This is a genomic window from Geobacillus sp. FSL W8-1251 (genome assembly GCF_038005945.1).
GTDB classification, from domain to species: Bacteria; Bacillota; Bacilli; order Bacillales; family Anoxybacillaceae; genus Geobacillus; species Geobacillus stearothermophilus.
The window spans coordinates 1357190-1383645 of sequence record NZ_JBBOUF010000001.1; the positions used below are offsets into that span (position 1 = coordinate 1357190).

The window sequence follows — 26456 nt, forward strand, 5'->3', positions numbered from 1 at the left end:
GCCGCCATGCAGCCAACTTCACACCGAATCGCGTTCTCCATCGCGATGTTATTTCACCGTCAAGCACGGTCGGACAGCCCGGCCGATGCGGGTTGGGTATTGGCCAGTGAAACATGCCAAACATTGCCCGCGCTCTGGCGAGATGTCCGGGCGCCCGATCGCCTCAAGCATCCCTTCCTGGCTGAGAAACGCCAGTGAATCCGCACCGATCAAGCGGCGAATCTCTTCGACCGAATGTTTCGCCGCGATCAATTCTTCCCTTGATGACGTATCAATGCCGTAAAAACAAGGATGGGTGATCGGCGGGGCGCTGATGCGCACATGCACTTCCACGGCCCCCGCTTCACGGAGCATCGTGACGATGCGCCGGCTTGTCGTCCCGCGCACGATCGAATCGTCGACCATCACGACCCGCTTGCCGGCCACAACCCCGCGCACCGGTGACAGCTTCATTTTCACGCCTTGCTCACGAAGCGCTTGTGACGGCTGGATGAACGTCCGGCCGACGTAACGGTTTTTGATGAGCCCTAATTCATAGGGGATGCCGCTCGCTTCCGCATAGCCGATGGCGACCGAAATGCTCGAGTCCGGCACGCCGGTGACGATGTCGGCCTCTGCCGGCGCCTCAAGCGCCAGCCGTTTCCCTAAGTTTTTGCGGGCCGTATGGACGTTGATGCCGTCGACATGGCTGTCCGGGCGGGCGAAGTAAATGTATTCCATGCTGCAAATCGACCGCGGCTGCCTAGGAGCAAACCGTTCCGAATGCACCCCTTCATGACTGATGATGAGCAATTCCCCAGGCGCCACTTCCCGCTCGTATGTGGCGCCGATGACGTCGAACGCGCACGTTTCCGATGCCACGACATACGCCGAGCCGAGCCGGCCGAGCGACAGCGGCCGGAAGCCGTGCGGGTCAAGCGCCACATAGAGCGCTTCTTCCGTCAGCAGCAAAAACGCAAACGCCCCTTCGATCTGGCTTAGAGCCTCTTTCATTTGCCCGACAAACGTCGGCGCTTGGCTGCGGCGGATGAGATGGGCGAACACTTCCGTATCCGATGTCGTCTGAAAAATGCTTCCTTGTCCTTCAAGCGCGAGCTTCAACTCGATGGCGTTCGTCAAGTTGCCGTTATGGGCGAGCGCCATCGATCCGGTTTGCGAGCGGAACAAGAGCGGCTGCACGTTTTCATAGCCGCCCCCGCCCGCCGTCGAATAGCGGACATGACCGATGGCCGCCGCCCCTTTGAGTGCATCGAGCGTGCCGCTTTGAAACACGTCCGTCACCAGCCCCAGCCCTTTATGACCGGATAAGCCCCCGTTATGCGCCGCCACGATGCCGGCCCCTTCCTGCCCACGGTGTTGCAGGCTGTGAAGCCCGTAATATGTGAGCCGGGCGGCGTCTTCATGCCCCCAAATGCCGAAAATGCCGCACTCCTCGTTCAATCCTTTGATTTCAGCAAGCATGGAATAGCCCCTTTCCAGACGTTTCGCATCTCGTCAACCGAAAGGCGGATGACCGTTTCCCCCTGTTCCCCGTTCACTGTCAAGATGCCGTCGTCTGTCACTTCGCCGATTCGCTTCGCTTCCACGAGCTGTTCAAACGCTTCCTGATGTTCTTTTTTCACTGAAACAACAAAGCGCGATTGCGTTTCGCCGAACAGTTCACTGACGAGGTCGCCGCCGACCGTCACCTTGGCGCCAAGCCCTAAAGCCCCCATCAGGCACTCCGCCAACGCGACCGCCAACCCACCTTCCGCCACATCATGCGCCGACGCCACGACCCCAGCGCGGATCGCCGCCAGCAGCTGGCGCTGGCGTCTTGCCTCCACCTCTAAGTCAATCTCCGGTGCTTTTCCGAAAATGCGGCCTTCCAGCCATTTTTGCAGCTCGCTGCCGCCAAACTCCGGCTTCGCCTCGCCGATCACGTAAATGAGGTCGCCCACTTGCTTAAATAGCTGGGTGGTAATATGCGAAAGGTCCTCAATGAGCCCGACCATGCCGACGACCGGTGTCGGGTAGACGGCCACACCGTTCGTTTCATTGTACAGCGAGACGTTGCCGCTCACGACCGGCGTCCCGAGCACCCGGCACGCCTCGCTCATCCCGTCGACCGCTTTTTCGAGCTGCCAGAAAATCTCCGGCTTTTCCGGGCTGCCAAAGTTAAGGCAGTCCGTAATCGCGAGCGGCTTCGCCCCCGAACAAACGACGTTGCGCGCCGCCTCGGCGACGGCGATTTTCCCGCCCACTTCCGGATCCAAGTACAAGTAGCGCGAATTGCAATCCGTGGTGAGCGCAAGCGCCTTATTCGTGCCGCGGATGCGCACGACGGCCGCGTCCGATCCTGGGGCGACGACCGTATTCGTCCGCACCATGTAGTCATATTGGTCGTACACCCATTCTTTGCTCGCAATCGTCGGTTGGGCGAGGAGCCCGAGCAATGTTTGGTTGTAGTCTTCGATGTGCGGAATATACGGCGGCATCGCTTGAAATTCGCGGTAGTAAACCGGCTCTTTCGACGGCTTATGGTAAACCGGCGCGTCTTTCGCCAGCGCGTCCACCGGAATTTCCGCCGCCACCTCGCCGCGGAACCAGAGACGAAGCATTTTGTCATCGGTCACTTTGCCGATTGCTTTGGCCTCTAGGCCGTATTTGGCAAAAATCGCAGCGATTTCGTCTTCCCGCCCTTGCTTGACGACAAGCAGCATCCGCTCCTGCGATTCAGACAGCATCATTTCATACGGCGTCATGCCGGTCTCGCGCTGCGGGACGAGATCCAAATTCATTTCAATGCCAAATCCGCCTTTGCTTGCCATTTCGGCGGATGAACTCGTGAGCCCTGCCGCCCCCATATCTTGAATGCCGACTAACGCATCCGACTTGACTGCTTCCAAACACGCCTCCAGCAGCAGTTTTTCCATAAACGGATCGCCGACTTGCACGGCCGGGCGCTTTGCTTCCGACTGTTCGCTCAACTCTTCCGATGCAAACGTCGCCCCGTGGATGCCGTCGCGGCCCGTTTTCGCCCCGACGTACATGACCGTGTTGCCGACTCCCGTCGCAATGCCGCGCTGAATATCCTCATGGCAGATGATCCCGACGCACATGGCGTTGACAAGCGGATTCCCTTCATACGACGGATCAAACTGCACTTCACCGCCGACCGTCGGGATGCCGACGCAGTTGCCGTACCCGGCAATGCCGGCGACGACCTGCTCGAACAAATATTTGACGCGCGGCGACGTCAGTTCGCCAAACCGAAGTGAATTGAGCAGCGCGATCGGCCGCGCCCCCATCGAAAAGACGTCGCGGATGATGCCGCCGACCCCGGTCGCCGCCCCTTGATACGGCTCGATCGCCGACGGGTGATTGTGGCTTTCGATTTTAAACACCACCGCCAACCCGTCGCCGATGTCGACGATCCCGGCGCCTTCGCCCGGCCCCTGCAGCACGTGCGGGCCGTCGGTCGGGAATTTTTTCAGCACCGGCTTCGAGTTTTTATAGCTGCAGTGCTCCGACCACATTACCGAAAAAATGCCGGTTTCCGTGTAGTTCGGCAGTCTTCCTAAAATCGCCTCAATGCGCGCAAATTCGTCATCCGTCAATCCCATCTCGCGGTACAATTGTTGTTCTTTGATCATCGCCGCGCTCGGCTCAAGCAGTAACGACATGCGTCTCCCTCCAATAGTTGACGATCGATCGAAATAGTTTCAGCCCGTCCGCGCTGCCGAGCAAGGCGTCGACCGCCCGCTCCGGATGCGGCATCATGCCAAGCACATTGCCCCGCTCATTGACGATGCCGGCAATATCCATGAGGCTGCCGTTCGGGTTTTCCCCATGGTAGCGGAACACGATTTGCTTGTTTTCCACTAAGCGCTCGAGCGTCTGTTCATCGCAATAATAATTCCCTTCACCATGGGCGATCGGAATCGTAATGACTTCCCCTTTTTCGTAGGCGGATGTAAACATCGTCCCATTGTTTTCCACCACAAGCTGCACCGGCCGGCAGATGAACTTCAACCCTTGATTGCGGCGCATCGCCCCAGGAAGCAAGCCGGCTTCAAGCAAAATTTGAAACCCGTTGCACACGCCAAGCACCGGTTTTCCGGCATCAGCCGCCTGTTTGACGGCAGCCATTACTTTCGAAAAGCGAGCGATCGCTCCGGAACGCAAGTAATCGCCGTACGAAAATCCGCCCGGAAGCAAAACGGCGTCAAACCGGTCCAAGTTGTCCTCATCATGCCAGACGTACTCGACTTCCTCGCCAAGCTCATCGGCGATCGCATGATACATGTCGACGTCGCAATTCGATCCCGGAAATACAACGACGGCAAACTTCATCGGGCGACGGCCTCCTCAATTTCATAGCGGTAATCTTCAATCACCGGATTGGCGAGCAGCTTTTCGCACATCTCGCGAACGATCTCGTTGATGTCGCGGCCGCTCTCTTCCATCACAAGCTCCATGAACTTCCCGATTCGTACATCTTTCACTTCCGTATATGACAAGCTGTGCAGCGCCCCTTTCACCGCGGTCCCTTGCGGATCCAACACACTTTCGCGCAGCGTCACATATACTTTTACCTTGTACATGCCGATTCTCCCCCTAATCGTTGTAAAATGACTTCATACGCCTCCGTCAAGCTGCCGAGATCGCGGCGAAACACGTCTTTATCGAGCTTCTCGTTCGTGTCAGCGTCCCACAGCCGGCACGTATCGGGCGAAATCTCGTCGGCTAAAACAATCGCCCCGTCCGCCGTGCGGCCGAACTCCAGCTTAAAATCAATTAATCTCACCTTTCGTTCCGCAAAATGGGCGCCCAGCACGTCGTTCACCTTGAGCGCTTCGCGTTTCAACTGGTCAATCTCCTCGCGGCTGGCAAGTTTTAAAATCGCAATATGGTCTTCCACGAGCAGCGGGTCGCCAAGATCATCGTTTTTGTAGTAAAACTCGACAAGCGGCACCTCAAGCGGCGTTCCCTCCGCCAAGCCGATGCGTTTCGCTAAGCTGCCCGCTACAACATTGCGCACGACCACCTCAAGCGGAATGATCGTCACCTGTTGGACGAGCTGCTCGGTCGGCGACAGCTTTTCAAGAAAATGATTGGCGATCCCGGCTTCGCGCAGCTTCAAAAACAACAAGCTGGAAATCTCGTTATTGAGCCGCCCCTTGCCGGCGATCGTCGCCTTTTTCCCGCCGTTAAATGCGGTCGCGCTGTCTTTGTACTCGACCCAAAGCACGCCCGGCGCATCGGTCGCGTAAATCTTTTTCGCTTTTCCTTCGTACAGCAGCTGTTGTTTTGTCGGCATGATGAACGCCTCCGTTATCCAGAAGATTGAAAATTTTCCGCTCGGACAGCCGGCCCAAAGCCAGCCGTTTTCTGCTCAATCCAATCCTAAGCGGGCAAAAATCGTATCGACGTGTTTCAAATGATGGCGGTAGTCAAAGCAATCATCGAGTTCCTCTTTGGTGAGCCGGCTTGTAATCCGCTCATCCGCCTCAAGCAGCGAGCGGAACGGCACTTGTCGCTCCCACGCTTCCATCGCTTTCGGCTGCACCAAATCGTACGCTTCCTCGCGCGTCATCCCTTTGTCAATCAAAGCGAGCAACACGCGTTGCGAGTAAATGAGCCCGAACGTGCGCTCCATATTTTTCTTCATATTTTCCGGGTAGACCAACAAGTTTTTCACAATGTTCGCGAACCGATTCAGCATATAGTTCAACGCGATCGTCGCATCCGGCAAAATGATGCGCTCAGCCGACGAATGGGAAATGTCGCGCTCATGCCAAAGCGGCACATTTTCATACGCCGTCACCATATACCCGCGAATGACGCGCGCCATGCCGGTCATATTTTCCGAACCGATCGGATTGCGCTTATGCGGCATCGCTGATGAGCCTTTTTGTCCTTTGGCAAAAAACTCTTCGACTTCGCGGACTTCGCTTTTTTGCAAGCCGCGAATCTCGACGGCAAATTTTTCAATCGATGTCGCAATTAAGGCCAATGTCGCCATATAGTAAGCGTGGCGGTCGCGCTGCAGCGTCTGCGTCGAAATCGGCGCTGGCGTCAAGCCGAGTTTTTCACACACATACTGCTCCACAAACGGATCCACGTTGGCGTACGTGCCGACTGCGCCGGAAATTTTCCCGACTTCCACCATCTTGGCAGCTTGTTCAAACCGCTCCAAATTTCGCACCATCTCGGCATACCAAAGCGCCAGCTTCAGCCCGAACGTCGTCGGTTCGGCATGAACGCCGTGCGTGCGCCCCATCATGACCGTGTATTTATGTTCGCGCGCTTTCTCTTTCAGCACTTGAATGAAGTTTTCCAAATCACGCCGCAAAATCGCGTTCGCCTGCTTTAACAAGTAGCCGAGCGCCGTATCGACGACATCGGTCGACGTGAGACCATAATGCACCCATTTTCGTTCTTCCCCAAGCGTCTCAGAAACGGCGCGGGTGAAGGCGACGACATCGTGGCGCGTTTCTTCTTCGATTTCCTTAATGCGGTTGACGTCAAACGACGCGTTTTCACGCAGGCGGCGGACATCTTCTTTTGGGATGACGCCAAGCTCGGCCCACGCCTCGCACGCGAGCAGTTCCACCTCAAGCCATGCCTTAAAGCGGTTTTCCTCGGTCCAAATCGCTCCCATTTCCGGTCTTGTGTAACGTTCAATCATCCTCGTTCCAGCCTCCGATCATGCCAAATTTGCCACGATTCGATTCTCGCCAACGCCGCCTCGACATCGTCTGCCAGCACCGTCACATGCCCCATTTTCCGCTTCGGCTTCGCTTCGTGTTTGCCGTACAGATGGACGTAGGTCCCCCCGTCGAACGCACCGATATGCCGAATGACCGGCTCGACGTGCTCGCCTAAAATATTGACCATCACCGCCGGCTTCAACAATTCGGTCGATCCGAGCGGCCAGTTGCAGACGGCGCGGATGTGCTGGGCAAACTGCGACGTCGCGCATGCATTGATTGTATAATGTCCGGAGTTGTGCGGTCTAGGGGCCAGCTCATTAATATAAATATCCCCGTCCGCCGTCAAAAACATTTCCACCGCCAGCGTCCCAACGAGCGAAAACGATGCGGCCAACACTTCCGCGTAGCGAATGGCCCGCTCTTGCACGCTTTCCGGAATTCGAGCCGGAACGATCGTTTGATGCAAAATGTTCTCGATATGAATATTTTCCGCCACTGGAAAAACAGCCGTCTCACCATCGAGGTTGCGGGCGACAATGACCGACATTTCCTTCACAAACGGCACCCAGCCTTCCAAAATGCATGGGCCAAGCCCAAGCAAATCAGCCGCTTTGGCTAGATCGCCTTCGCCGCGCAGCACATATTGTCCTTTGCCGTCGTAGCCGCCGCGCCGCGTTTTCAAGACGCACGGAAAGCCGGTCATGGCAACGGCCTGTTCCAACTCATCCCATCCGTCCACTTCCCTATACGGCGCCACCGGCAACCCGGCTTCGACAATCGCCGCTTTCTCCAGCGCCCGGTCTTGCGTCACCGCAAGCAGTCGGCTTCCTTGCGGGACATAGGCGTTTGCCTCCAGCCACTCAAGCGCTCGCGCATCGATATTTTCAAATTCGTACGTAATGACATCGCTCACGCGGGCCAGTTCAGCGATGGCGTCCAAATCATGATAAGGCGCCGTAATCTCCACATCGGCCACTTGCCCGCACGGGGAATCAGGCGTCGGATCCAGCACGGCGATGCGAAACCCCATCTCACGCGCCGCCAAAGCCATCATCCGCCCGAGCTGCCCCCCGCCGATGATGCCGATCGTCTGCCCAGGAACGATCCGTTGCTTAGTCAAATTGATCACTGCTTTCTACGATTTGTTTGCGAATCGCTTCCCGCCGCGCTTTGAGCGCCTCCATATAGCGTGGCTCAAGCAGTCCAAGAATCGATGCGGCGAGCAGTCCGGCGTTGGTCGCCCCCGCCTTGCCGATCGCCACCGTCGCCACCGGCACCCCGCCTGGCATTTGCACAATCGACAATAACGAATCCAGTCCATTCAATGCTTTTGACTGCACGGGCACCCCAATCACCGGCAGCGTCGTTTTCGCCGCGATCATCCCCGGCAAGTGAGCCGCACCGCCGGCCCCAGCAATAATGACTTTAATGCCCCTCTCCTCCGCCGTTTCTGCATACCGAAACATCTCATCCGGCGTCCGATGCGCCGACACGACTTTTTTCTCAAACGGAATCCCCAATTCCTCAAGAACAGCGCAAGCATGCCGCATCGTTTCCCAATCCGAATGGCTTCCCATCACAACCCCGACGATCGGGCTCATACGTTCCACCCCTTTAATGCAAAACAATAAAGCCCAGAACATACATTCCCTCTTATAAGCGAGGGAAAGCATCGTTCTGGGCTTTGACAGTTGCTGATCGAAAAAAAGCCAAAACCGATCCTTTCCCTCATAGTCCAATCATTTACGGTGATTGGGTAGAGACTTTTGGGCCATATTCCCAAAATTATATGAGGGACATTGCGATACACTATGAAGCTACTTTTATATTAACAAGTTTTGAAACAAAGTGTCAAGGCAAAATCGAACATTTAATATTTTTGAAAAGGAAATGTTCGTATTTTATCAATCACCAAACAGACGGGGCGGCATATGATGAAGGAGCAGAGGAGGGAAACGCCATGGCTGATCAAAACCCGTTCACACCGTTTTCCGATTGGACAAAGCATTGGGAGCAGTTTTTCCAAACCGATTTTTGGGGGAGCATTCAGCCGTTGCTGCCGTCGGCAAACAAATCATCATCCGGCATGAACCTATACAAGAAAGACAACGAACTGCTCATCGTCATTAGCCTTCCCGGACTGAAAAAAATCGAGGACGCGGAAGTGTATGTATCATACAAAACGCTGGAAGTGAAGGCGACAGTCAATCTCAACTTTAAAGGGTTTGAATTAGTAGAAGAAGGCATTTTCCAAGGCCGGTTTGAAAAAACCGTTCCACTGCCATTCCCGGTCAAAGAGGACCGCATTGAAGCGACATACCATCACGGCCTGCTCTTCATTCACTTGCATCGCCTCATTCCCGAAGAACCCAAAAAGAAAATTATGATTAAAAAAGGGGAATGATCGTCCCAATAGGCAGCAGACCGTCAACCGCCGCATATAAAAAAAGAGGGTGTCCCATGGCGTGCAGGACACCCTTTCGCGAGTTTCCGTTTCCTATCGCTTTTATGAAAAAGGGGGTCTAGGAAACGATGATCACGCTTTACATTTTGGGGGAGAGGATTAAAAATGGCGTCATTCAAAATGACTCATTTGAAATAGGCAAAAAAATGAGAGAACCAAACAGCTCCCTCATTTTTGCCTGCCTAGCAGCGACCTACTCTTGCAGGGGCGCTGGCCCCAACTACCATCGGCGCTGGAGGGCTTAACTTCCGTGTTCGGGATGGGAACGGGTGTTTCCCCTCCGCTATCACCACTAGGCAAGCGATTCAGTTTCGACATCATTTATTATACTTAAAAAATAAATGTTGTCAAGAAGGAAAGTCATTCCTTCAAAACTAGATAACCGTCGGAAGAAGCCGAGGCGAACCGCTCGCCTCCGCTTTTCTTGGTTAAGCCCTCGATCGATTAGTATCCGTCAGCTCCACGTGTCGCCACGCTTCCACCTCGGACCTATCGACCTCGTCATCTTCGAGGGATCTTACCCGCCTGACGCGGTGGGAAATCTCATCTTGAGGGGGGCTTCACGCTTAGATGCTTTCAGCGCTTATCCCGTCCGCACATAGCTACCCAGCGGTGCCCCTGGCGGGACAACTGGTACACCAGCGGTGCGTCCATCCCGGTCCTCTCGTACTAAGGACAGCTCCTCTCAAATTTCCTGCGCCCGCGACGGATAGGGACCGAACTGTCTCACGACGTTCTGAACCCAGCTCGCGTACCGCTTTAATGGGCGAACAGCCCAACCCTTGGGACCGACTACAGCCCCAGGATGCGATGAGCCGACATCGAGGTGCCAAACCTCCCCGTCGATGTGGACTCTTGGGGGAGATCAGCCTGTTATCCCCGGGGTAGCTTTTATCCGTTGAGCGATGGCCCTTCCATGCGGAACCACCGGATCACTAAGCCCGACTTTCGTCCCTGCTCGACCTGTCCGTCTCGCAGTCAAGCTCCCTTGTGCCTTTGCACTCTCCGAATGATTTCCAACCATTCTGAGGGAACCTTTGGGCGCCTCCGTTACCTTTTGGGAGGCGACCGCCCCAGTCAAACTGCCCGCCTGACACTGTCTCCCACCCCGCTAAGGGGTGCGGGTTAGAATTTCAATATCGCCAGGGTGGTATCCCACCGCCGCCTCCACCGAAGCTGGCGCTCCGGCTTCCCAGGCTCCCACCTATCCTGTACAAGCGATACCAAAATTCCATATCAGGCTGCAGTAAAGCTCCACGGGGTCTTTCCGTCCTGTCGCGGGTAACCTGCATCTTCACAGGTAGTATAATTTCACCGGGTCTCTCGTTGAGACAGCGCCCAAGTCGTTACACCTTTCGTGCGGGTCGGAACTTACCCGACAAGGAATTTCGCTACCTTAGGACCGTTATAGTTACGGCCGCCGTTTACTGGGGCTTCGGTTCGCACCTTCGCTTCCGCTAAGCGCTCCCCTTAACCTTCCAGCACCGGGCAGGTGTCAGCCCCTATACGTCGCCTTTCGGCTTCGCAGAGACCTGTGTTTTTGATAAACAGTCGCTTGGGCCTTTTCACTGCGGCTCGTTCGGGCTCTTCACCCAAACGAGCACCCCTTCTCCCGAAGTTACGGGGTCATTTTGCCGAGTTCCTTAACGAGAGTTCTCCCGCGCGCCTTAGGATTCTCTCCTCGCCTACCTGTGTCGGTTTGCGGTACGGGCACCTCTTCCCTCGCTAGAGGCTTTTCTTGGCAGTGTGAAATCGGGGACTTCCGGATGACTCCGTCGCCATCACCGCTTGGCCTTACAATCCGCGGATTTGCCTACGGATCAGCCTTGCGGCTTGGACAGGCTCTTCCAGCCGCCTGCTCGCCCTATCCTCCTGCGTCCCCCCATCGCTCAAACGGGAAGGAGGTGGTACAGGAATCTCAACCTGTTGTCCATCACCTACGCCTTTCGGCCTCGGCTTAGGTCCCGACTAACCCTGAGCGGACGAACCTTCCTCAGGAACCCTTAGGCTTTCGGCGCAGAGGATTCTCACCTCTGTTTTCGCTACTCATACCGGCATTCTCACTTCTAAGCGCTCCACCAGTCCTTCCGGTCTGGCTTCAACGCCCTTAGAACGCTCCCCTACCGATGACCAACGGTCATCCCGCAGCTTCGGCGGCACGTTTAGCCCCGGTACATTTTCGGCGCAGAGTCACTCGACCAGTGAGCTATTACGCACTCTTTAAATGGTGGCTGCTTCTAAGCCAACATCCTGGTTGTCTTTGCAACTCCACATCCTTTTCCACTGAACGTGCACTTTGGGGCCTTAGCTGGCGATCTGGGCTGTTTCCCTCTCGACCACGGATCTTATCACTCGCAGTCTGACTCCCGGGCATAAGTCGTTGGCATTCGGAGTTTGACTGGGTTCGGTAACCCGATGAGGGCCCCTAGCCCAATCAGTGCTCTACCTCCAACACTCTCCATCCCGAGGCTAGCCCTAAAGCTATTTCGGGGAGAACCAGCTATCTCCAAGTTCGATTGGCATTTCACCCCTACCCACACCTCATCCCCGCACTTTTCAACGTGCGTGGGTTCGGGCCTCCAGCCGGTGTTACCCGGCCTTCACCCTGGACATGGGTAGATCACCTGGTTTCGGGTCGACGACGACGTACTTTTCGCCCTGTTCAGACTCGCTTTCGCTGCGGCTCCGCCTCTTCGGCTTAACCTCGCACGCCATCGTCACTCGCCGGTTCATTCTACAAAAGGCACGCCATCACGCATGAACGCGCTCTGACTACTTGTAGGCACACGGTTTCAGGTTCTCTTTCACTCCCCTTCCGGGGTGCTTTTCACCTTTCCCTCACGGTACTGGTGCACTATCGGTCACTAGGGAGTATTTAGCCTTGGGAGATGGTCCTCCCTGCTTCCGACGGGATTTCCCGTGTCCCGCCGTACTCAGGATCCGCTCGGGAGGGAACGAAGTTTCGACTACAGGGCTGTCACCTTCTCTGGCCGGCCGTTCCAGACCGGTTCGTCTACCCCGTTCCTTTCTCACTCCCACAATGAGCGGTCCTACAACCCCAAGAGGCACGCCTCTTGGTTTGGGCTGTTCCCGTTTCGCTCGCCGCTACTCAGGGAATCGCGTTTGCTTTCTTCTCCTCCGGGTACTAAGATGTTTCAGTTCCCCGGGTGTGCCCTCCATGCCCTATGGATTCAGGCATGGATACTGCCCCATTACGGACAGTGGGTTCCCCCATTCGGACATCTCCGGATCAACGCTTGCTTACAGCTCCCCGGAGCGTTTCGGCGTTTGCCCCGTCCTTCATCGGCTCCTAGTGCCAAGGCATCCACCGTGCGCCCTTTCTAGCTTAACCTACAGCGCTCTCGGCTTCTTCCTTATTGTCTAGCGTCGGCTCGCCGCCGCTCGGGGTCAAATAACCTTCGCCTTCCGGGTGCAAGCACCCTTGCAGGCGAAGAACATTTGCCCATCGCGGCGACCCGCGAGCCTCCGCTTTTCCGGTTATCTAGTTTTCAAGGAACGAAGTTGCTGCCTTGAACCTGCTTCTTCGCTGGTTTGCGTCGAGGAATTCGGCTTCTCCGAATCCGCTTGTAGACGCAGACGCAAACGAGACTACTTCATTGAATTCACTTCTCTGCAGTCTTGCGTCGAGGAATCCAGCTTCTCTGAATTCACTTGTAGACGCAAAGCGACTTCTTTGAACAAACTTCCTTGCGGCTTTGTGCCGAGGAATCTTGCTTCCCTGAACCTGCTAGCAGACGCAGGCACAGGCGCTTTTGAAGGAATTTCTCATTCCTTCAAAACTGAACGAAACGAAAGCGCTGTGTATCGACAGTTGGCCATTGCGGCCTCCACTTTTCGTCTTGTCTAGCTCCAGCGCCTGGCTCTCTTCTGCCAAATAACCTTCCCCCTCGGGGTGCCAGCACCCCTCCGGGTGAAGAACATTTGGCTTCGAGAGCCGAACGCGGCGCTTCCGCTTTTCGTCCTTAGAAAGGAGGTGATCCAGCCGCACCTTCCGGTACGGCTACCTTGTTACGACTTCACCCCAATCACTTGCCCCACCTTCGGCGGCTGGCTCCCTTGCGGGTTACCTCACCGACTTCGGGTGTTGCAAGCTCTCGTGGTGTGACGGGCGGTGTGTACAAGGCCCGGGAACGTATTCACCGCGGCATGCTGATCCGCGATTACTAGCGATTCCGGCTTCATGCAGGCGAGTTGCAGCCTGCAATCCGAACTGAGAGCGGCTTTTTGGGATTCGCTCCCCCTCGCGGGTTCGCAGCCCTTTGTACCGCCCATTGTAGCACGTGTGTAGCCCAGGTCATAAGGGGCATGATGATTTGACGTCATCCCCACCTTCCTCCGACTTGTCGCCGGCAGTCCCTCTAGAGTGCCCAACCGAATGCTGGCAACTAGAGGCGAGGGTTGCGCTCGTTGCGGGACTTAACCCAACATCTCACGACACGAGCTGACGACAACCATGCACCACCTGTCACCCTGTCCCCCCGAAGGGGGAACGCCCAATCTCTTGGGTTGTCAGGGGATGTCAAGACCTGGTAAGGTTCTTCGCGTTGCTTCGAATTAAACCACATGCTCCACCGCTTGTGCGGGCCCCCGTCAATTCCTTTGAGTTTCAGCCTTGCGGCCGTACTCCCCAGGCGGAGTGCTTATCGCGTTAGCTGCAGCACTAAAGGGTGTGACCCCTCTAACACTTAGCACTCATCGTTTACGGCGTGGACTACCAGGGTATCTAATCCTGTTTGCTCCCCACGCTTTCGCGCCTCAGCGTCAGGTGCAGGCCAGAGAGCCGCCTTCGCCACTGGTGTTCCTCCACATCTCTACGCATTTCACCGCTACACGTGGAATTCCGCTCTCCTCTCCTGCCCTCAAGTCCCCCAGTTTCCAATGACCCTCCACGGTTGAGCCGTGGGCTTTCACATCAGACTTAAGAGACCGCCTGCGCGCGCTTTACGCCCAATAATTCCGGACAACGCTCGCCCCCTACGTATTACCGCGGCTGCTGGCACGTAGTTAGCCGGGGCTTTCTCGTGAGGTACCGTCACCGCGCCGCCCTCTTCGAACGGCGCTCCTTCGTCCCTCACAACAGAGCTTTACGACCCGAAGGCCTTCTTCGCTCACGCGGCGTCGCTCCGTCAGGCTTTCGCCCATTGCGGAAGATTCCCTACTGCTGCCTCCCGTAGGAGTCTGGGCCGTGTCTCAGTCCCAGTGTGGCCGGTCACCCTCTCAGGCCGGCTACGCATCGTCGCCTTGGTGAGCCGTTACCTCACCAACTAGCTAATGCGCCGCGGGCCCATCCGCAAGTGACAGCCCAAAGGCCGCCTTTCAACCGAAGACCATGCGGTCTTCGGTGTTATCCGGTATTAGCTCCGGTTTCCCGGAGTTATCCCGGTCTTGCGGGCAGGTTGCCCACGTGTTACTCACCCGTCCGCCGCTGACCGAATCAAGGCAAGCCCCAATCCGGTCCGCTCGACTTGCATGTATTAGGCACGCCGCCAGCGTTCGTCCTGAGCCAGGATCAAACTCTCCAAAGAAAGTTGATTGGCTTTTGCTTCGGCCCATGCGGACCTCCGCTTTTCGTATTGTCCAGCTTCGGTCCGCCGCCGCTCGGGGTCAAATAACCTTCGCCTTCCGGGTGCAAGCACCCTTGCAGGCGAAGAACATTTGCCCGTCGCGGTGACCCGCGGACCTCCGCTTTTCGTCGCGCTTCGTTTCGTTCAGTTTTCAAGGAACGATCAATCTCTTCATCGCCAGAAGAATTACTTCCTCAAAAGCGACTATTATAATGTATCATCTTTTCGTTTTTTTGTCAACACTCTTTTTTGTTTTTTTTGCCGCATCGAAGCGGCTTTATTAATATAGCATCTCCATTTTGATATGTCAAATGTTTATTGCAAAGGGAGTCGGTCAAGATCCCTTAAAGATGTGCATGGCTTTTCGGCACTACCACTACCATGATGGCATTGTTCACAATGGAATCAGACATGCAATCCCTTATGGGGGAAGAGCCATTTTTCCGCATCCCCCAAACCCCCTTATTCACATTTCTCCCATTCTCTCGCTAGCATCCCGTACACAACATGGTCGACAAAACGATCGTAAAGCCACTCCGCGTCTCGAATCGTTCCTTCATTTGTAAATCCCAGCCGTTCTGGAATCGCTCTGCTCCGGTGATTTTCTGTTGCACAGCGGATTTCAACGCGATTCATCCCTTGCTCTGTAAACAAATAGTCGATGCACGCCTTGCATGCTTTCGTCATCAGCCCCATTCCTTGAAACGATTCGCCAAGCCAATAGCCAATGCTCGTTTTTCGATTCGCTCGATCCATATAATGAATTCCGATCACACCAGCCAATTGGCCGCGGTGCCAAATCCCGGCCTCAAAGCCGTTTCCAGCAGCAAACTTCTGCAACCCTTGAAAGATAAACGTTTTCGAATCCGCTACTGTTTGGGTTGAATCCACCCATGGGAGCCATTGACGCAAATGTGGGCGGCATGAATCAATTAACGCAAAAAGCGATTCCGCATCTTCCATTGTGAGCAACTTTAGCCATGAATGTTCCTCTAAGCGATGGATAAACATCGTTCATTCCCCTTTCATCATTTCTTCCATTATAGCACATCACCTTCCACACTCTGTCGTCCCCGCTACGCTCTTGTCAAAAAAAAGACTGTTCCCACGGCAGCCAATCCGCCTTAGGAACAGCCCTTTATTCCTCTTCTATTCCCGCAAAAAGACGAAGTAACAGATAAAGACGACAAACAGCACATATAACAGCGGATGCACGTCTTTGGCGCGGCCTTTTAAAATCATCGTGATCGGGTAGAAGATGAAGCCAACGGCAATCCCAGTGGCGATGCTGTAGGAAAGCGGCATCGTGATGAGCGTGAAGAATGCCGGTACAGCGACTTCGAACTTTTTCCAGTCAATTTCGCCGATCGACGAAGCCATCAACACCCCGACGATGATGAGCGCTGGTGCGGTGACCGGTGCGGTAATGACGCTCAGGAGCGGGGAGAAGAACAGCGCCAGCAAGAACAAAATCCCCGTCACGACCGCGGAAAACCCGGAGCGTCCTCCAGCAGCGACGCCGGCCGACGATTCGATATACGATGTCGTCGTCGATGTGCCAAACACCGCCCCAACCATCACCGCTGTCGCGTCAACAAGCAACGCTTTGCCGGCGCGCGGCAGTTTATTGTTTTTCAACAACCCGGCTTGGTTGGCGACAGCTAGAAGGGTGCCAGTCGCATCGAAAAAGTCAACGATAAAGAATGTCAAAACGACGCCAAGCATTTTCCACGAGAAAATGTCCGGCAAGTGTTCAATCGCGACGCCGAACGTCGGCGAAATATCCGGAATCGCGCCGACAATTTGCTTCGGCACTTCAATTAAACCGAAGATCATGCCGACGACAGCCGTAATGACCATGCCGTAAAAGACGCCGCCGTTTACCTTTTTCACCATTAAAACAACGGTGATGAACAATCCGAAAATGGCGAGCAGCGTATTGCCGTCTTTCAAATCGCTCAATCCGACCAGCGTGGCGTCGTTATTCACAATGATCCCGGCGTTTTGCAGGCCGATGAACGTGATGAACAGCCCAATTCCGGCGCTGACGGCATATTTCAGTTCAACGGGAATGGCATCGATGATTTTTTCTCGAACGCCGGTGAGCGATAAAATCGTAAAAATGATGCCGGAAACAAACACTCCCGCCAAGGCCGTTTGCCACGGAATGCCCATATGCAAGACGACCGTGAAGGCGAAGAAAGCGTTCAGCCCCATCCCCGGCGCCAAGGCGATCGGGTAGCGGGCCAGCACTCCCATTAAAATCGACCCGTATGCCGCCGCCAAAGCCGTGGCGACAAAGACAGCTCCTTGGTCAATGCGCAGTTCGTCAGGAAAATCTTTCACCGCCCCTAACGACAAGGTAAATGGGTTGACGAACAAAATGTACGCCATCGACAAAAACGTCGTCAGCCCGGCGATGATCTCCGTCCGATAATTCGTGCCGAGCTCATCAAACTGAAAATACTTTCTCACGTCTGTCCCCCCTATAAAGAATAAAAACGCTTCTGCAGCTACCAGAAGCGTTGACTAAGAAGGAATGACGAACAGAGAGAGGACATCGGCTCTCTATTTCACATCCCTCGTAGTCAAGCTATTTACGGTAGCTTGGTAGAAACTCCCGAGCCATATTCCCGGGATTATACGACGGAATTCGACAATATTCATGATTCCACGGCTATTGTATCAGCCTGTCGGTCGCTTGTCAAGAAAAAAAGACGAACATTTCTTTGGAAATGCTCGTCTTTTGTTCGTTTTTATTCCCACTCAATCGTCGCCGGAGGCTTGCTTGTAATGTCGTAGACGACGCGGTTGACGTGCGGCACTTCGTTGACGATGCGCGTTGAAATGCGTTCCAGCACATCCCACGGAATGCGGGCCCAATCGGCGGTCATCCCGTCGATCGAGGTTACGGCGCGGATGGCGACCGTATAATCGTACGTGCGGGCATCACCCATCACCCCGACGCTGCGGATGTCGGGAAGAACAGTGAAATATTGCCAAATGTCGCGGTCCAACCCCGCTTTTTTCACTTCTTCGCGCAAAATCGCATCCGATTCGCGGACGATTTCCAATTTTTCTTCCGTCACCTCGCCAAGGACGCGAATGCCAAGCCCCGGACCCGGGAACGGCTGGCGCCAAACGATTTCGTCCGGAATGCCTAATTGTGTGCCAAGAGCGCGCACTTCGTCTTTAAACAGCGTATTGAGCGGTTCGATCAGTTCGAATTTCATATCTTCCGGCAAACCGCCGACGTTATGGTGCGATTTGATCGTTTGCGCCGTCGCCGTGCCGCTTTCGATAATGTCGGTATAGAGCGTCCCTTGCACTAAAAATTCAATGCCTTCAAGCTTCGCCGCCTCATCGTCAAAGACGTAAATAAACTCGTTGCCGATGATTTTCCGCTTTTGTTCCGGATCTTTGACCCCTTTTAGTTTCGCCAAAAAGCGGTCTTTCGCATCGACTTTGATGACATTCATCTGGAATTGCTCACGGAACGTCTTCATGACGCTTTCCGCTTCGCCTTTGCGAAGAAGGCCGTGGTCAACAAAAATGCAGGTGAGCTGATCGCCGATGGCGCGGTGCACCAATACAGCCGCAACCGACGAGTCAACCCCGCCGCTTAAGGCGCACAACACTCTTTTTTCGCCCACTTGTTCGCGGATGCGACGCACCTGCTCATCGATGAAGTTTTCCATCGTCCAGTCGCCCCGGCAGCCGCATACATCGAAAACAAACTTCTTCAACAAATCGTTGCCGTAGACCGAGTGGCGCACTTCGGGATGAAACTGCACTCCATACCACTTCCGCCGTTCATCGCTCATCGCTGCGATCGGGCAGGAAGGGCTTGTGGCATCTACGACAAAGCCGTCAGGCAGAGCGGTAACCAAATCGCCATGGCTCATCCAGACGACTTGTTCGTCCGGCAAACCGTGGAACAACAGGGAGTCATGTTTCACTTGAATGAGCGCCTTCCCGTACTCGCGGTGCGACGCCTTTTCCACTTTGCCGCCTAAGTGGTGCGCCATCAGCTGCATCCCGTAGCAAATCCCTAAAATCGGCAGCCCGAGCTCAAAAATCGCTGGGTCGCATGTAAACGCTTGTTCATCATACACGCTGTTTGGACCGCCCGAGAAAATGATTCCTTTGGCGTTCAGCGCACGAATTTCCTCAGCACGGATCGTGTGCGGATGCAGTTCGCTGTAGACGCCAAACTCTCGGATGCGGCGGGTAATCAGCTGGTTATATTGACTGCCAAAGTCCAAGACGACGATCATTTCTTGGTTCATGTTTTCCACCCCGTCAAAAAAATAACGCTGCCGTTGCCCAAAACGTGGATGAAGGCAGAATAGCAGCGTCTTCTGCCTTCATAGTCGGGCCGTTTACGGCGGCCCGGTAGAGACGCACAAGCCATATTCTTGCGCTTATGTCAACTACCCCCACTTCGCTAACGCTTGAAGTGGGGGCTTGCAACTCCCCAGAAGTGCAAACGGACTTCGTCCTCCTTCCTTGACTTGGGGTTGCATCAGGGGGCAGGTTGACGACTACCCAACGACGCAGGTCATGCCTGCATCGTTACCGATTCTCTCGGTGTGTCTGTTGGCAGTACTTGGCTTCCACACACAACAGACGGACCTACGCTCGATGTTTTACGGTTACAACGTTTCCTGTAACCAACTCCATACATCGAGTAGCCGTGATTGGAGTGCCTTTATTGAACGGTTTTCTCCACGCCTTTATTCTATCATACACAAAAGAAAGGGGGAACGCGCATTCCTCTCCCACTTACTCCCTTTGGTCGTTGAAGTGGGAGTCTCCTGCGCGAAATAGGATGAAGGGCTTTCGTCTATCCGTATGCAAATTTGAATTCATTCTATCAACTTGCCGGCAGGCGGTCAAGAGATCGTCCTTTTTATTAAATTTTCCCACAATTGGCGCGCCTCACGGATGTCGATCCGGCTGCTGTTTGCGCCGTAGACCGCTTGTTCATACGATTTGGTCAAACGTTCCATTTCATCGGTTTCAAATAAACGATCCACTTGAATGGCGTACTGCCGCAACGTTTCATCTTCTTTTCGCCTCAGCCCGTAGTCATGCAGCTGACGCAACAACGCCAAGTAAGCGGGGACAAGCCATTCCGGGCCGTCAACTTGGCGGCGGCGGAATCGAAGGAGCGTAAGGCGCGGCCACCATTTTCGTCTTGTCGTGTAAATCGTTCCGCCCAATGCCGCCAGCATCGCGAACACGCCCAGCACCATTTGCCATGACCAACTGTCGGCCAGCTTCTCCCACCAATGGCGGTCTTGCTCTGGCGATGATCGTTTGATCAATTGTTCGAGCGGCACGCGCGGCTGTTCCTGTGGTTCCGGCTGCGAGGGCTGCGCTTGTTGCTCCTCATTCTGTTGAGAAAGTGAAAACGCATACGGGTTGACAAACCCCCGCGTTGGCTCAAACGGCACCCAGCCGACGCCTTCAAAATACACCTCAACCCACGCATGAGCGTCATGGTTGCGGATTTCGTAAAGATTTTCCCCGTCTTGCTCGCTGACAAGCCTTCCGGACGTATAGCCTTTCACCCAGCGCGCCGGAATGCCGAGCGAACGCACGAGCACGACCATAGAAGTCGAAAAATTGTCGCAATACCCCCGTTTTGTTTCAAATAAAAATTGATCGACGTAATCTTCGTTCTCTTTTGGAACGGCGACATCCTTTGTTTCGTACGTATATTGCCCAAGTTGAAAATATTGCTCAATGGCTCTCACTTTGTCGTAAGCCGTCTGTTCTCCGACGACGATTTGCTTCGCCAAGTCGCGCACCCTTTGCGGAAGCGTCTTTGGCAACTGCGTATATCGTTTCAACAGAAGAGGGTCTCGAACTGGGGGCGCGGCGCGCAACGCCGCAATCGGAAAATCCGGCTCCCAATAGGTCAATGAATACTTGCCAACAGGGAACGCATTCGCCCTGTCATCGGTCGTATAAATTTTCTCTGTCGCCACATCCATGCGGTACACGACCGGTTCGGCTACTTCCACCCGCCGCAACCCAAGCGGATAAACGAGATGAAACCCTTGATTGCGCCGCTCGATCTCCGCCTTTTGCTCCACTGTCTCAACTTGATCGCTCCACCATTCATACTTGAGCTCTTCGCCGTTGGCAAACGAGCGGACTTGCTCGCTCGGAAACACTTCCCATCCCTTGCCGGTGTAAATATCTTTCGTCTCAATCCGCCAGTAATGAAGCCCTCGATCTTTCGCCGTAAAGACGACGGTATCATCAGCAATAAACGGCCCGCCGAGGCGGGAATCATTCTGTCCGTATCCCACTTTTGCCACGCCAGGAGAAGGCGAGTCGTCGTTCGTTTCTTCCGGCTGGGCGTGATCGCTGTGGATAAACGCCACCGGATCCGGCCATTGCGGCGGCAGCTTCGGTCCCGCATACCCAGCCGCCAAAGCAGCAGCCGGAATGAACAGAGCGGCCGCCCGCCACGTTCCGATGCGAAAAGACGGCACTTTTGCCTGCAGCCGCTCGCCATGCAGCCAAACGAAGGCGAAAAAGCCAAGCGCCACAAGGCGAACGATCGCGTCGTTCCCGCTATACGGAAAAAACGTATCAAGCACAGCGATATACCCAACTGTCAATGCGTATGGGACAAACCACCGTTTTTTCTGGACAATCAGCCAATGAAACAGAAACGAGATGGCCCATAGCAGCAGAAAAAAGGCAAAGGTGCGCACGGCATCGCTCGGCATGGACAAGCGTCCCCCCTGCAGCCAAGCCGCGCCATCCCGCCATAAGGCATACGGCAGCGAGGCGGCCGAATGGAACGAAAACAGCCAAGCGAGCGACCACCATATATATCCCGCTTTCCCCAAAGCGGACAGCCAGATCGGAAGGCGGAGCCAATACATCCCGAAGCAAAGGGCGACAAAGGCCGCAAACACTCTAATATGCGCTGTATCCGTCACGTCTTCCAACGGCCAAAGCCATTCCGTGAGCAGCCAAGCCGCTAGGACGTTGGGCAGCATAGCAGACAACTTCCTTGTCCCTAACCGCCTCATCCGTCTTCTCCTCCTTGCCGGACAGTTTGCCATGATTGAGGGGGCATGTGGGATACGTGCACCCCCGCATGGCGGAGTCCGTCCGCCCACCTCCGCTCGTCCTCTCCCCATTCACGGTTGACCACATACAACACTATGCAGCGTTTTGACGCCATCGCTCGCAGCTGCGCAGCCAACTCGGCGGATAACCTCGACGTCACGACCACGCAACCGGCCGCTGTTCTCCAGTTCCCCTCCTCCGCCAATTGAGACGCAAGCGGCGCTGATCCGTTCGCCTCCGCTTCCGCCAGACAGAGAAGGAGCGACGGCCACTGCTCCTCGCTTCGCCGCGGCGCTAAATAAGAACGGGCTTTTCCAGTCACGAGCAGGCCGACTGGGACTCCTTCATTGATCAACGCTTTCGCGATGGACGCCGCCAGCGTGACAAGCTCCTCAAACCATGGCGATGCGGCGCCGTCGAGCACGACGATCCAATCGTCATTGCGCTGCTCATCGAACTCTTTTGTCATCAACGCTTGCCTTCGCGCTGACGCCTTCCAATGCACCCACGACATTTTGTCACCGGGCGCGTACTCGCGGGCGCCGGCCGCCACCGCCAGATCGCGGCGGTAAGCAAGCGGGCGGGCCTCTTTTCCATAGGCGAACCATTCACGCACCATTTCTGCCGGCCAAGGCCAATAGCGGGGATACACGATGATCGTGCACGGCGCCGAAAACGATTCTGCTTTGTTCACAAAGCCGAGGGCGTCAGAAGCCTCGAGGCGCACGATGTCCAACTGATGGCGGCCGCGCGGCAACGAGAGCGACCACGCACAAGAAAGGCGGCGTCGAAACGGCCACGCGGCCATCGCCCCTCCATGCCGCGGCTCCTGGCCCGAAACGGTGAGGGCAGCGGGCGGAATCGCCCAAGGCAGCTCCATGCGGACCGTCACCGGAATCGGTTCTCCTGCATGATAGCGCTTCGCCGGCACCGTCCGGCTTACCGCAACGCGTCTGATCGGATACAAGGCGACGGCAAACGCATGCAGTCCAAACGGCAAAAAGCTGTAAAACAAAAACCAGCTGACAAATCCGCCTTGAAACATGGCATAGGAAAACAAGATGGCGGTCAACAGCAACAATCCAACAAGCGGGAGCCAACGCCTCCCCTTCTTCATTCGCTTCGCGTTCATCGCTTTTATCGCCGTCCTTGCACCGGCACCGGCGTACGGGCAACAAGCTGACTGACGACCATTTCAGCATCAAGCTTGTCCCATTTCGCTTCCGGACGAATAAGCAGGCGATGAGCCAGCACGTAGGGAGCAAGGTGCTGCACATCATCAGGGATGACAAAATCGCGGCCATGAATGAACGCGTACGCCTGCGCCGCCTTCATCAAAGCGATGGCCCCGCGCGGGCTGACGCCCAAATAGACCGCTTCGTGCACACGGCTTTGCTGGATGAGATCGACGATATACCGCTTCACGGTGTCGCTCACATGCACGCCCATCACCTTTCGCTGCAGAGTGAGCAGTTCATCAAGCGGCATCACCGGCCCGATCTCCGAAAGCGGCGCCGCTTTTTCGAGACGGTTTAACATTTCGATTTCCTCATCGGGAGACGGATAGCCCATGTGCAGTTTCACTAAAAACCGGTCAAGCTGGGCCTCGGGGAGCGGATACGTTCCTTCATATTCAATCGGATTTTGCGTCGCCATCACCAAAAACGGCTGCGGCAGCGCCCGGGTGACGCCGTCAACAGTCACGCTTCCTTCTTCCATCGCTTCCAGGAGCGCCGATTGCGTTTTCGGAGACGTCCGGTTGATCTCGTCCGCGAGCACGATGTGGGCGACAATCGGTCCGGGTTTATACTCAAATTGCTGTGTTTTCGGATTGTAGACGGAAACGCCGATCACATCGCTCGGCAGCAAATCCGGCGTAAACTGAATGCGCTTCAGCTCCACGTTGAACGATTTCGCCAGCGCACGCACCAACATCGTCTTGCCGACGCCGGGCACATCCTCGAGCAGCACATGGCCTTTGGCCAATAACGCTGTTAAGCTGAGGATGATGACGTCGCGTTTTCCGACAATGACTTGCTCAATGTTGCGGACCACCTTTTCAAAAGGGGGGAGCAGCGGCTCGTAAATCGCCATGACATCAAACTCCTTTTATAGTAATGAATGGGTCTTTCAGCGGTAGACAAGGTGAAGTTTATACTATTACTATAATATCGAATATACGGAACTTTCGGAACCTATTTGCAACAAGGGGGAAGAGAAAAAAGGGAAATCGAAGTGGACGATGATCGGCCCGGGGCTGATCGGCGGCGTCGGCGGCTCTATCACCATGGCGTCATACGGATATTGGCTACAGGAAAACGGCTGGAAAGGGCGAGCTTACGTATCGCCGATGCGCTATGATTCCGCTGTCGCTTATATTGTCACCGCCATCTTTATGTTGTCGCTTCTCGTGCTTGGGGCGCCGCCTTGTTGTACGGCACTGACACGACGATCAGCGGCGAGCAGGGGCTTGTGTCATTCGCTTCGATCATGGGCAACGAGCTGCACCCGGCTGCCCGTTGGCTCTTTTTGCTCGGCTTTTGGTCGGCGTCATTTACATCGGTCATCGGCGTTTGGAACGGCGTTTCGTATTTGTTCGCCGATTTTGTTCGCAACATGCGGAAAACGCCGGTTGGCGCTGAATCGCTCAACCAGTCAAAAGCGTTCCGCTTCTACGTCTTTTGGCTCACCTTCCCGCCGATGCTCTTGCATTTCATCGGCAAGCCGGTCGGACTCATCATCGCCTACGGGGCGCTCGGCGCGCTGTTTATGCCATTTTTGGCTGTGACGCTTCTTTATTTGCTCAATTCGAAAAAAGCGCTTCCAGAAAAAGGGCGCAACCATTGGCTCTCGAATGCGCTGCTCGTTCTTTGTCTGGCGCTGTTTGCCGTCTTGTCGATTAATGAACTCATTCGCCTGTTTGCTTAACATTTTCCCGGTGCAAAGCAGCCAGCTGGCGGCAGGAGGCTGTCTCAATGGAAAAACGCTCATCCCTTGAATCGGGATGAGCGTTTTTGGCCCGCCTATTCGCTCACGGCTGATCTACCCGTCGTTTTGTGCCGCTAAATCATCTTCTCCGGCCTCACCCATTCTTCGTACTGCTCAGCTGTCACATACCCGGTTTTCAATGCCGCTTCCTTGAGCGTCAACCCTTCGCGATGGGCGAGCTTCGCGATTTCCGACGCCCGGTCATAGCCGATATGCGGGCTCAGCGCCGTCACGAGCATGAGCGACCGCTCTACGTATTCTTTCATTTTCGCTTCATTCGCCTCCAACCCTTTGGCGCACCGCTCATCAAACGAACGAATCGCATCGCCGAGCAGCTGCACGGACTGAATGGCGTTATAAGCGATGACCGGCTTGAACACATTTAATTGGAAGTTGCCTTGGCTTGCCGCAAAACCGATCGTGGCGTCGTTGCCGAACACTTGAACAGCGACCATCGTCATCGCTTCGCTTTGCGTCGGATTCACTTTCCCCGGCATGATCGAGCTCCCCGGTTCATTGGCTGGAATCGTGATCTCCCCGAGCCCGGAGCGCGGCCCGCTCGCCAGCCAGCGGATGTCGTTGGCGATTTTCATCAAATCGGAAGCAAGCGCTTTCAATGTCCCGTGGACGTAAACAATCTCGTCATGGCTGGTCAACGCATGGAATTTGTTTGTTGCCGAACGGAATGGATAGACGGTTTGCGCCTTCAGCTGCTCGGCCACTTGTTCGCCAAATCCCGGCGGCGCATTGATTCCGGTTCCGACCGCCGTGCCGCCGATCGCCAAATCAAGCAGCTTCTCACTCGCTTCGGTGATCATGGCCTTGCTTTTTTCCAGCATCGTCCGCCAGCCGGAAATTTCCTGCCCAAATGTAAGCGGCGTCGCGTCTTGCAAGTGGGTGCGCCCGATTTTGATCGTCTTTTCATATTGGCGTTCTTTTGCAGCGAATGTTCCGATCAAGCCATCAAGCGCCGGCAGGAGATGTGTTTGGATTTTCATGTAGATCGCGATATGCATCACCGTCGGGAATGTATCATTCGAGCTTTGCGACATGTTGACATCATCGTTTGGGTGAATGCGCCCCTCCCCGTCACCTAGCAGCTCGCTCGCCCGTCTCGCCACGACTTCATTGACGTTCATGTTCGTCTGCGTCCCGCTTCCCGTCTGCCAGACGACGAGTGGAAAATGGTCATCCCATCGGCCCGCCAAAATTTCCTCGCACGTGGCCACAATCGCCCGCTGCTTCGCTTCGCTCAGCTTTCCAGCCTGATGGTTCACGATCGCCGCCGCTTTTTTCAGCTCGGCATAGGCATAAATGAGTTCAAGCGGCATTGTTTCTTTGCCGATGCGAAAGTTTTGCCGGCTTCGCTCCGTCTGCGCCCCCCAGTACTTATCAGCCGGCACCTGCACCTCACCGAGCGAATCGCGTTCAATCCGCACGTTCATTCCATTCTCCTCCTTTGGATATCGCCTTTCCATTTCTAATTTTACCCAAAATCACAATCGACAATGAAACAAATGAGCAGGCAAAACGTCTAACTGAGAAAGGGGGAAACGACATGAAAAAATAGATGGCTATGGCTCCTCATCGCTGTATGGCTGTCCGGTTGCCAATCGGGCGACA

At 55.2% G+C, this 26456-nt stretch carries 17 protein-coding genes, 3 rRNA genes and 3 riboswitches; of the genes, 2 read left to right on the forward strand and 18 right to left on the reverse strand.

Translation table 11 applies throughout. The features are described from left to right. Positions 1–48: 48 nt before the first annotated feature. The 8 genes from purF to purE all read right to left on the reverse strand — a co-directional run bounded on the left by purF (position 49) and on the right by purE (position 8299). Positions 49–1461: an amidophosphoribosyltransferase gene (gene purF / locus NSS88_RS07120; RefSeq protein ID WP_341083788.1), complete on the reverse strand. Its 1413-nt coding sequence runs from the start codon at positions 1459–1461 to the stop codon at positions 49–51. Beyond that, positions 1437–3665, reverse strand: coding sequence for a phosphoribosylformylglycinamidine synthase subunit PurL (gene purL / locus NSS88_RS07125; protein ID WP_341083790.1), 2229 nt, complete (start codon positions 3663–3665; stop codon positions 1437–1439). The genes purF and purL overlap by 25 nt, the downstream gene beginning before the upstream one ends. Next, the gene (gene purQ, locus NSS88_RS07130) at positions 3649–4335 is read right to left on the reverse strand and encodes a phosphoribosylformylglycinamidine synthase subunit PurQ (protein WP_033016682.1); all 687 of its coding nucleotides are present in this window, start codon (positions 4333–4335) and stop codon (positions 3649–3651) included. Before purQ ends, purL begins: the two co-directional genes overlap by 17 nt. Further along, positions 4332–4586: a phosphoribosylformylglycinamidine synthase subunit PurS gene (gene purS / locus NSS88_RS07135; protein ID WP_049624734.1), complete on the reverse strand. Its 255-nt coding sequence runs from the start codon at positions 4584–4586 to the stop codon at positions 4332–4334. The genes purQ and purS overlap by 4 nt, the downstream gene beginning before the upstream one ends. Beyond that, positions 4574–5302, reverse strand: coding sequence for a phosphoribosylaminoimidazolesuccinocarboxamide synthase (gene purC, locus NSS88_RS07140; RefSeq protein WP_061567394.1), 729 nt, complete (start codon positions 5300–5302; stop codon positions 4574–4576). Before purC ends, purS begins: the two co-directional genes overlap by 13 nt. Before the next feature lie 75 nt (positions 5303–5377). Further along, positions 5378–6673 (reverse strand): adenylosuccinate lyase, encoded by a 1296-nt coding sequence (gene purB, locus NSS88_RS07145; RefSeq protein WP_049624735.1) that lies wholly within the window; start codon positions 6671–6673, stop codon positions 5378–5380. Further along, positions 6670–7818: a 5-(carboxyamino)imidazole ribonucleotide synthase gene (purK, locus tag NSS88_RS07150; protein ID WP_081106593.1), complete on the reverse strand. Its 1149-nt coding sequence runs from the start codon at positions 7816–7818 to the stop codon at positions 6670–6672. The genes purB and purK overlap by 4 nt, the downstream gene beginning before the upstream one ends. Next, complete coding sequence (gene purE / locus NSS88_RS07155) at positions 7811–8299, reverse strand: 5-(carboxyamino)imidazole ribonucleotide mutase (RefSeq protein ID WP_049626475.1); 489 nt, start codon at positions 8297–8299, stop codon at positions 7811–7813. Before purE ends, purK begins: the two co-directional genes overlap by 8 nt. 110 nt (positions 8300–8409) lie before the next feature. After that, positions 8410–8511, reverse strand: a riboswitch (purine riboswitch). A gap of 147 nt (positions 8512–8658) precedes the next feature. Here purE and NSS88_RS07160 point away from each other — a divergent pair. Next, the gene (locus tag NSS88_RS07160) at positions 8659–9102 is read left to right on the forward strand and encodes an Hsp20/alpha crystallin family protein (protein WP_049624736.1); all 444 of its coding nucleotides are present in this window, start codon (positions 8659–8661) and stop codon (positions 9100–9102) included. A gap of 240 nt (positions 9103–9342) precedes the next feature. Here NSS88_RS07160 and rrf read toward each other — a convergent pair. The 9 genes from rrf to NSS88_RS07205 form a co-directional block, all read right to left on the reverse strand. Continuing rightward, a 5S ribosomal RNA gene (rrf, locus tag NSS88_RS07165) occupies positions 9343–9459 on the reverse strand. A gap of 127 nt (positions 9460–9586) precedes the next feature. Next, positions 9587–12514: ribosomal RNA gene (locus NSS88_RS07170) — 23S ribosomal RNA — on the reverse strand. Positions 12515–13149: 635 nt separating this feature from the next. After that, positions 13150–14708: ribosomal RNA gene (locus NSS88_RS07175) — 16S ribosomal RNA — on the reverse strand. Together the 16S, 23S and 5S rRNA genes form the textbook arrangement of a ribosomal RNA operon. Before the next feature lie 501 nt (positions 14709–15209). After that, positions 15210–15758, reverse strand: coding sequence for a GNAT family N-acetyltransferase (locus NSS88_RS07180; RefSeq protein ID WP_033016802.1), 549 nt, complete (start codon positions 15756–15758; stop codon positions 15210–15212). Positions 15759–15896: 138 nt separating this feature from the next. Further along, positions 15897–17222 (reverse strand): NCS2 family permease, encoded by a 1326-nt coding sequence (locus tag NSS88_RS07185; protein ID WP_049625455.1) that lies wholly within the window; start codon positions 17220–17222, stop codon positions 15897–15899. A 90-nt stretch (positions 17223–17312) separates the two neighbouring features. Further along, positions 17313–17414, reverse strand: a riboswitch (purine riboswitch). Between the two features lie 89 nt (positions 17415–17503). Further along, positions 17504–19036, reverse strand: a complete 1533-nt coding sequence (gene guaA / locus NSS88_RS07190) for a glutamine-hydrolyzing GMP synthase (protein WP_053532828.1) — start codon at positions 19034–19036, stop codon at positions 17504–17506. A gap of 82 nt (positions 19037–19118) precedes the next feature. Next, positions 19119–19175: riboswitch (purine riboswitch) on the reverse strand. Positions 19176–19642: 467 nt separating this feature from the next. After that, on the reverse strand, positions 19643–21805 hold the full coding sequence (locus NSS88_RS07195) for a DUF4129 domain-containing transglutaminase family protein (protein ID WP_341083797.1): 2163 nt from the start codon (positions 21803–21805) through the stop codon (positions 19643–19645). Continuing rightward, a complete protein-coding gene (locus NSS88_RS07200; protein WP_341083799.1) occupies positions 21802–22977 on the reverse strand; it encodes a DUF58 domain-containing protein in 1176 nt (391 codons plus the stop codon). The genes NSS88_RS07195 and NSS88_RS07200 overlap by 4 nt, the downstream gene beginning before the upstream one ends. A gap of 5 nt (positions 22978–22982) precedes the next feature. Next, complete coding sequence (locus tag NSS88_RS07205; protein WP_053532401.1) at positions 22983–23939, reverse strand: AAA family ATPase; 957 nt, start codon at positions 23937–23939, stop codon at positions 22983–22985. 336 nt (positions 23940–24275) lie between these two features. Here NSS88_RS07205 and NSS88_RS07210 point away from each other — a divergent pair, with 336 nt between their 5' ends. Next, on the forward strand, positions 24276–24773 hold the full coding sequence (locus NSS88_RS07210; protein ID WP_235434235.1) for an Nramp family divalent metal transporter: 498 nt from the start codon (positions 24276–24278) through the stop codon (positions 24771–24773). 134 nt (positions 24774–24907) lie between these two features. Here the strand turns inward: NSS88_RS07210 and fumC are convergent, their stop codons facing one another. Then, on the reverse strand, positions 24908–26278 hold the full coding sequence (fumC, locus tag NSS88_RS07215) for a class II fumarate hydratase (protein ID WP_055358645.1): 1371 nt from the start codon (positions 26276–26278) through the stop codon (positions 24908–24910). Positions 26279–26456 lie beyond the last annotated feature (178 nt).

Coding starts and splice junctions, on each gene's coding strand:
- NSS88_RS07200 (WP_341083799.1), bottom strand. CDS start 22,977: ATGAACGCGAAGCGAATGAAGAAGGGGAGGCGTTGGCTCCCGCTTGTT.
- NSS88_RS07160 (WP_049624736.1), top strand. CDS start 8,659: ATGGCTGATCAAAACCCGTTCACACCGTTTTCCGATTGGACAAAGCAT.
- purC (WP_061567394.1), bottom strand. CDS start 5,302: ATGCCGACAAAACAACAGCTGCTGTACGAAGGAAAAGCGAAAAAGATT.
- fumC (WP_055358645.1), bottom strand. CDS start 26,278: ATGAACGTGCGGATTGAACGCGATTCGCTCGGTGAGGTGCAGGTGCCG.
- NSS88_RS07180 (WP_033016802.1), bottom strand. CDS start 15,758: ATGTTTATCCATCGCTTAGAGGAACATTCATGGCTAAAGTTGCTCACA.
- purB (WP_049624735.1), bottom strand. CDS start 6,673: ATGATTGAACGTTACACAAGACCGGAAATGGGAGCGATTTGGACCGAG.
- purL (WP_341083790.1), bottom strand. CDS start 3,665: ATGTCGTTACTGCTTGAGCCGAGCGCGGCGATGATCAAAGAACAACAA.
- guaA (WP_053532828.1), bottom strand. CDS start 19,036: ATGAACCAAGAAATGATCGTCGTCTTGGACTTTGGCAGTCAATATAAC.
- purF (WP_341083788.1), bottom strand. CDS start 1,461: ATGCTTGCTGAAATCAAAGGATTGAACGAGGAGTGCGGCATTTTCGGC.
- NSS88_RS07195 (WP_341083797.1), bottom strand. CDS start 21,805: ATGAGGCGGTTAGGGACAAGGAAGTTGTCTGCTATGCTGCCCAACGTC.
- purS (WP_049624734.1), bottom strand. CDS start 4,586: ATGTACAAGGTAAAAGTATATGTGACGCTGCGCGAAAGTGTGTTGGAT.
- purE (WP_049626475.1), bottom strand. CDS start 8,299: ATGAGCCCGATCGTCGGGGTTGTGATGGGAAGCCATTCGGATTGGGAA.
- NSS88_RS07205 (WP_053532401.1), bottom strand. CDS start 23,939: ATGGCGATTTACGAGCCGCTGCTCCCCCCTTTTGAAAAGGTGGTCCGC.
- purQ (WP_033016682.1), bottom strand. CDS start 4,335: ATGAAGTTTGCCGTCGTTGTATTTCCGGGATCGAATTGCGACGTCGAC.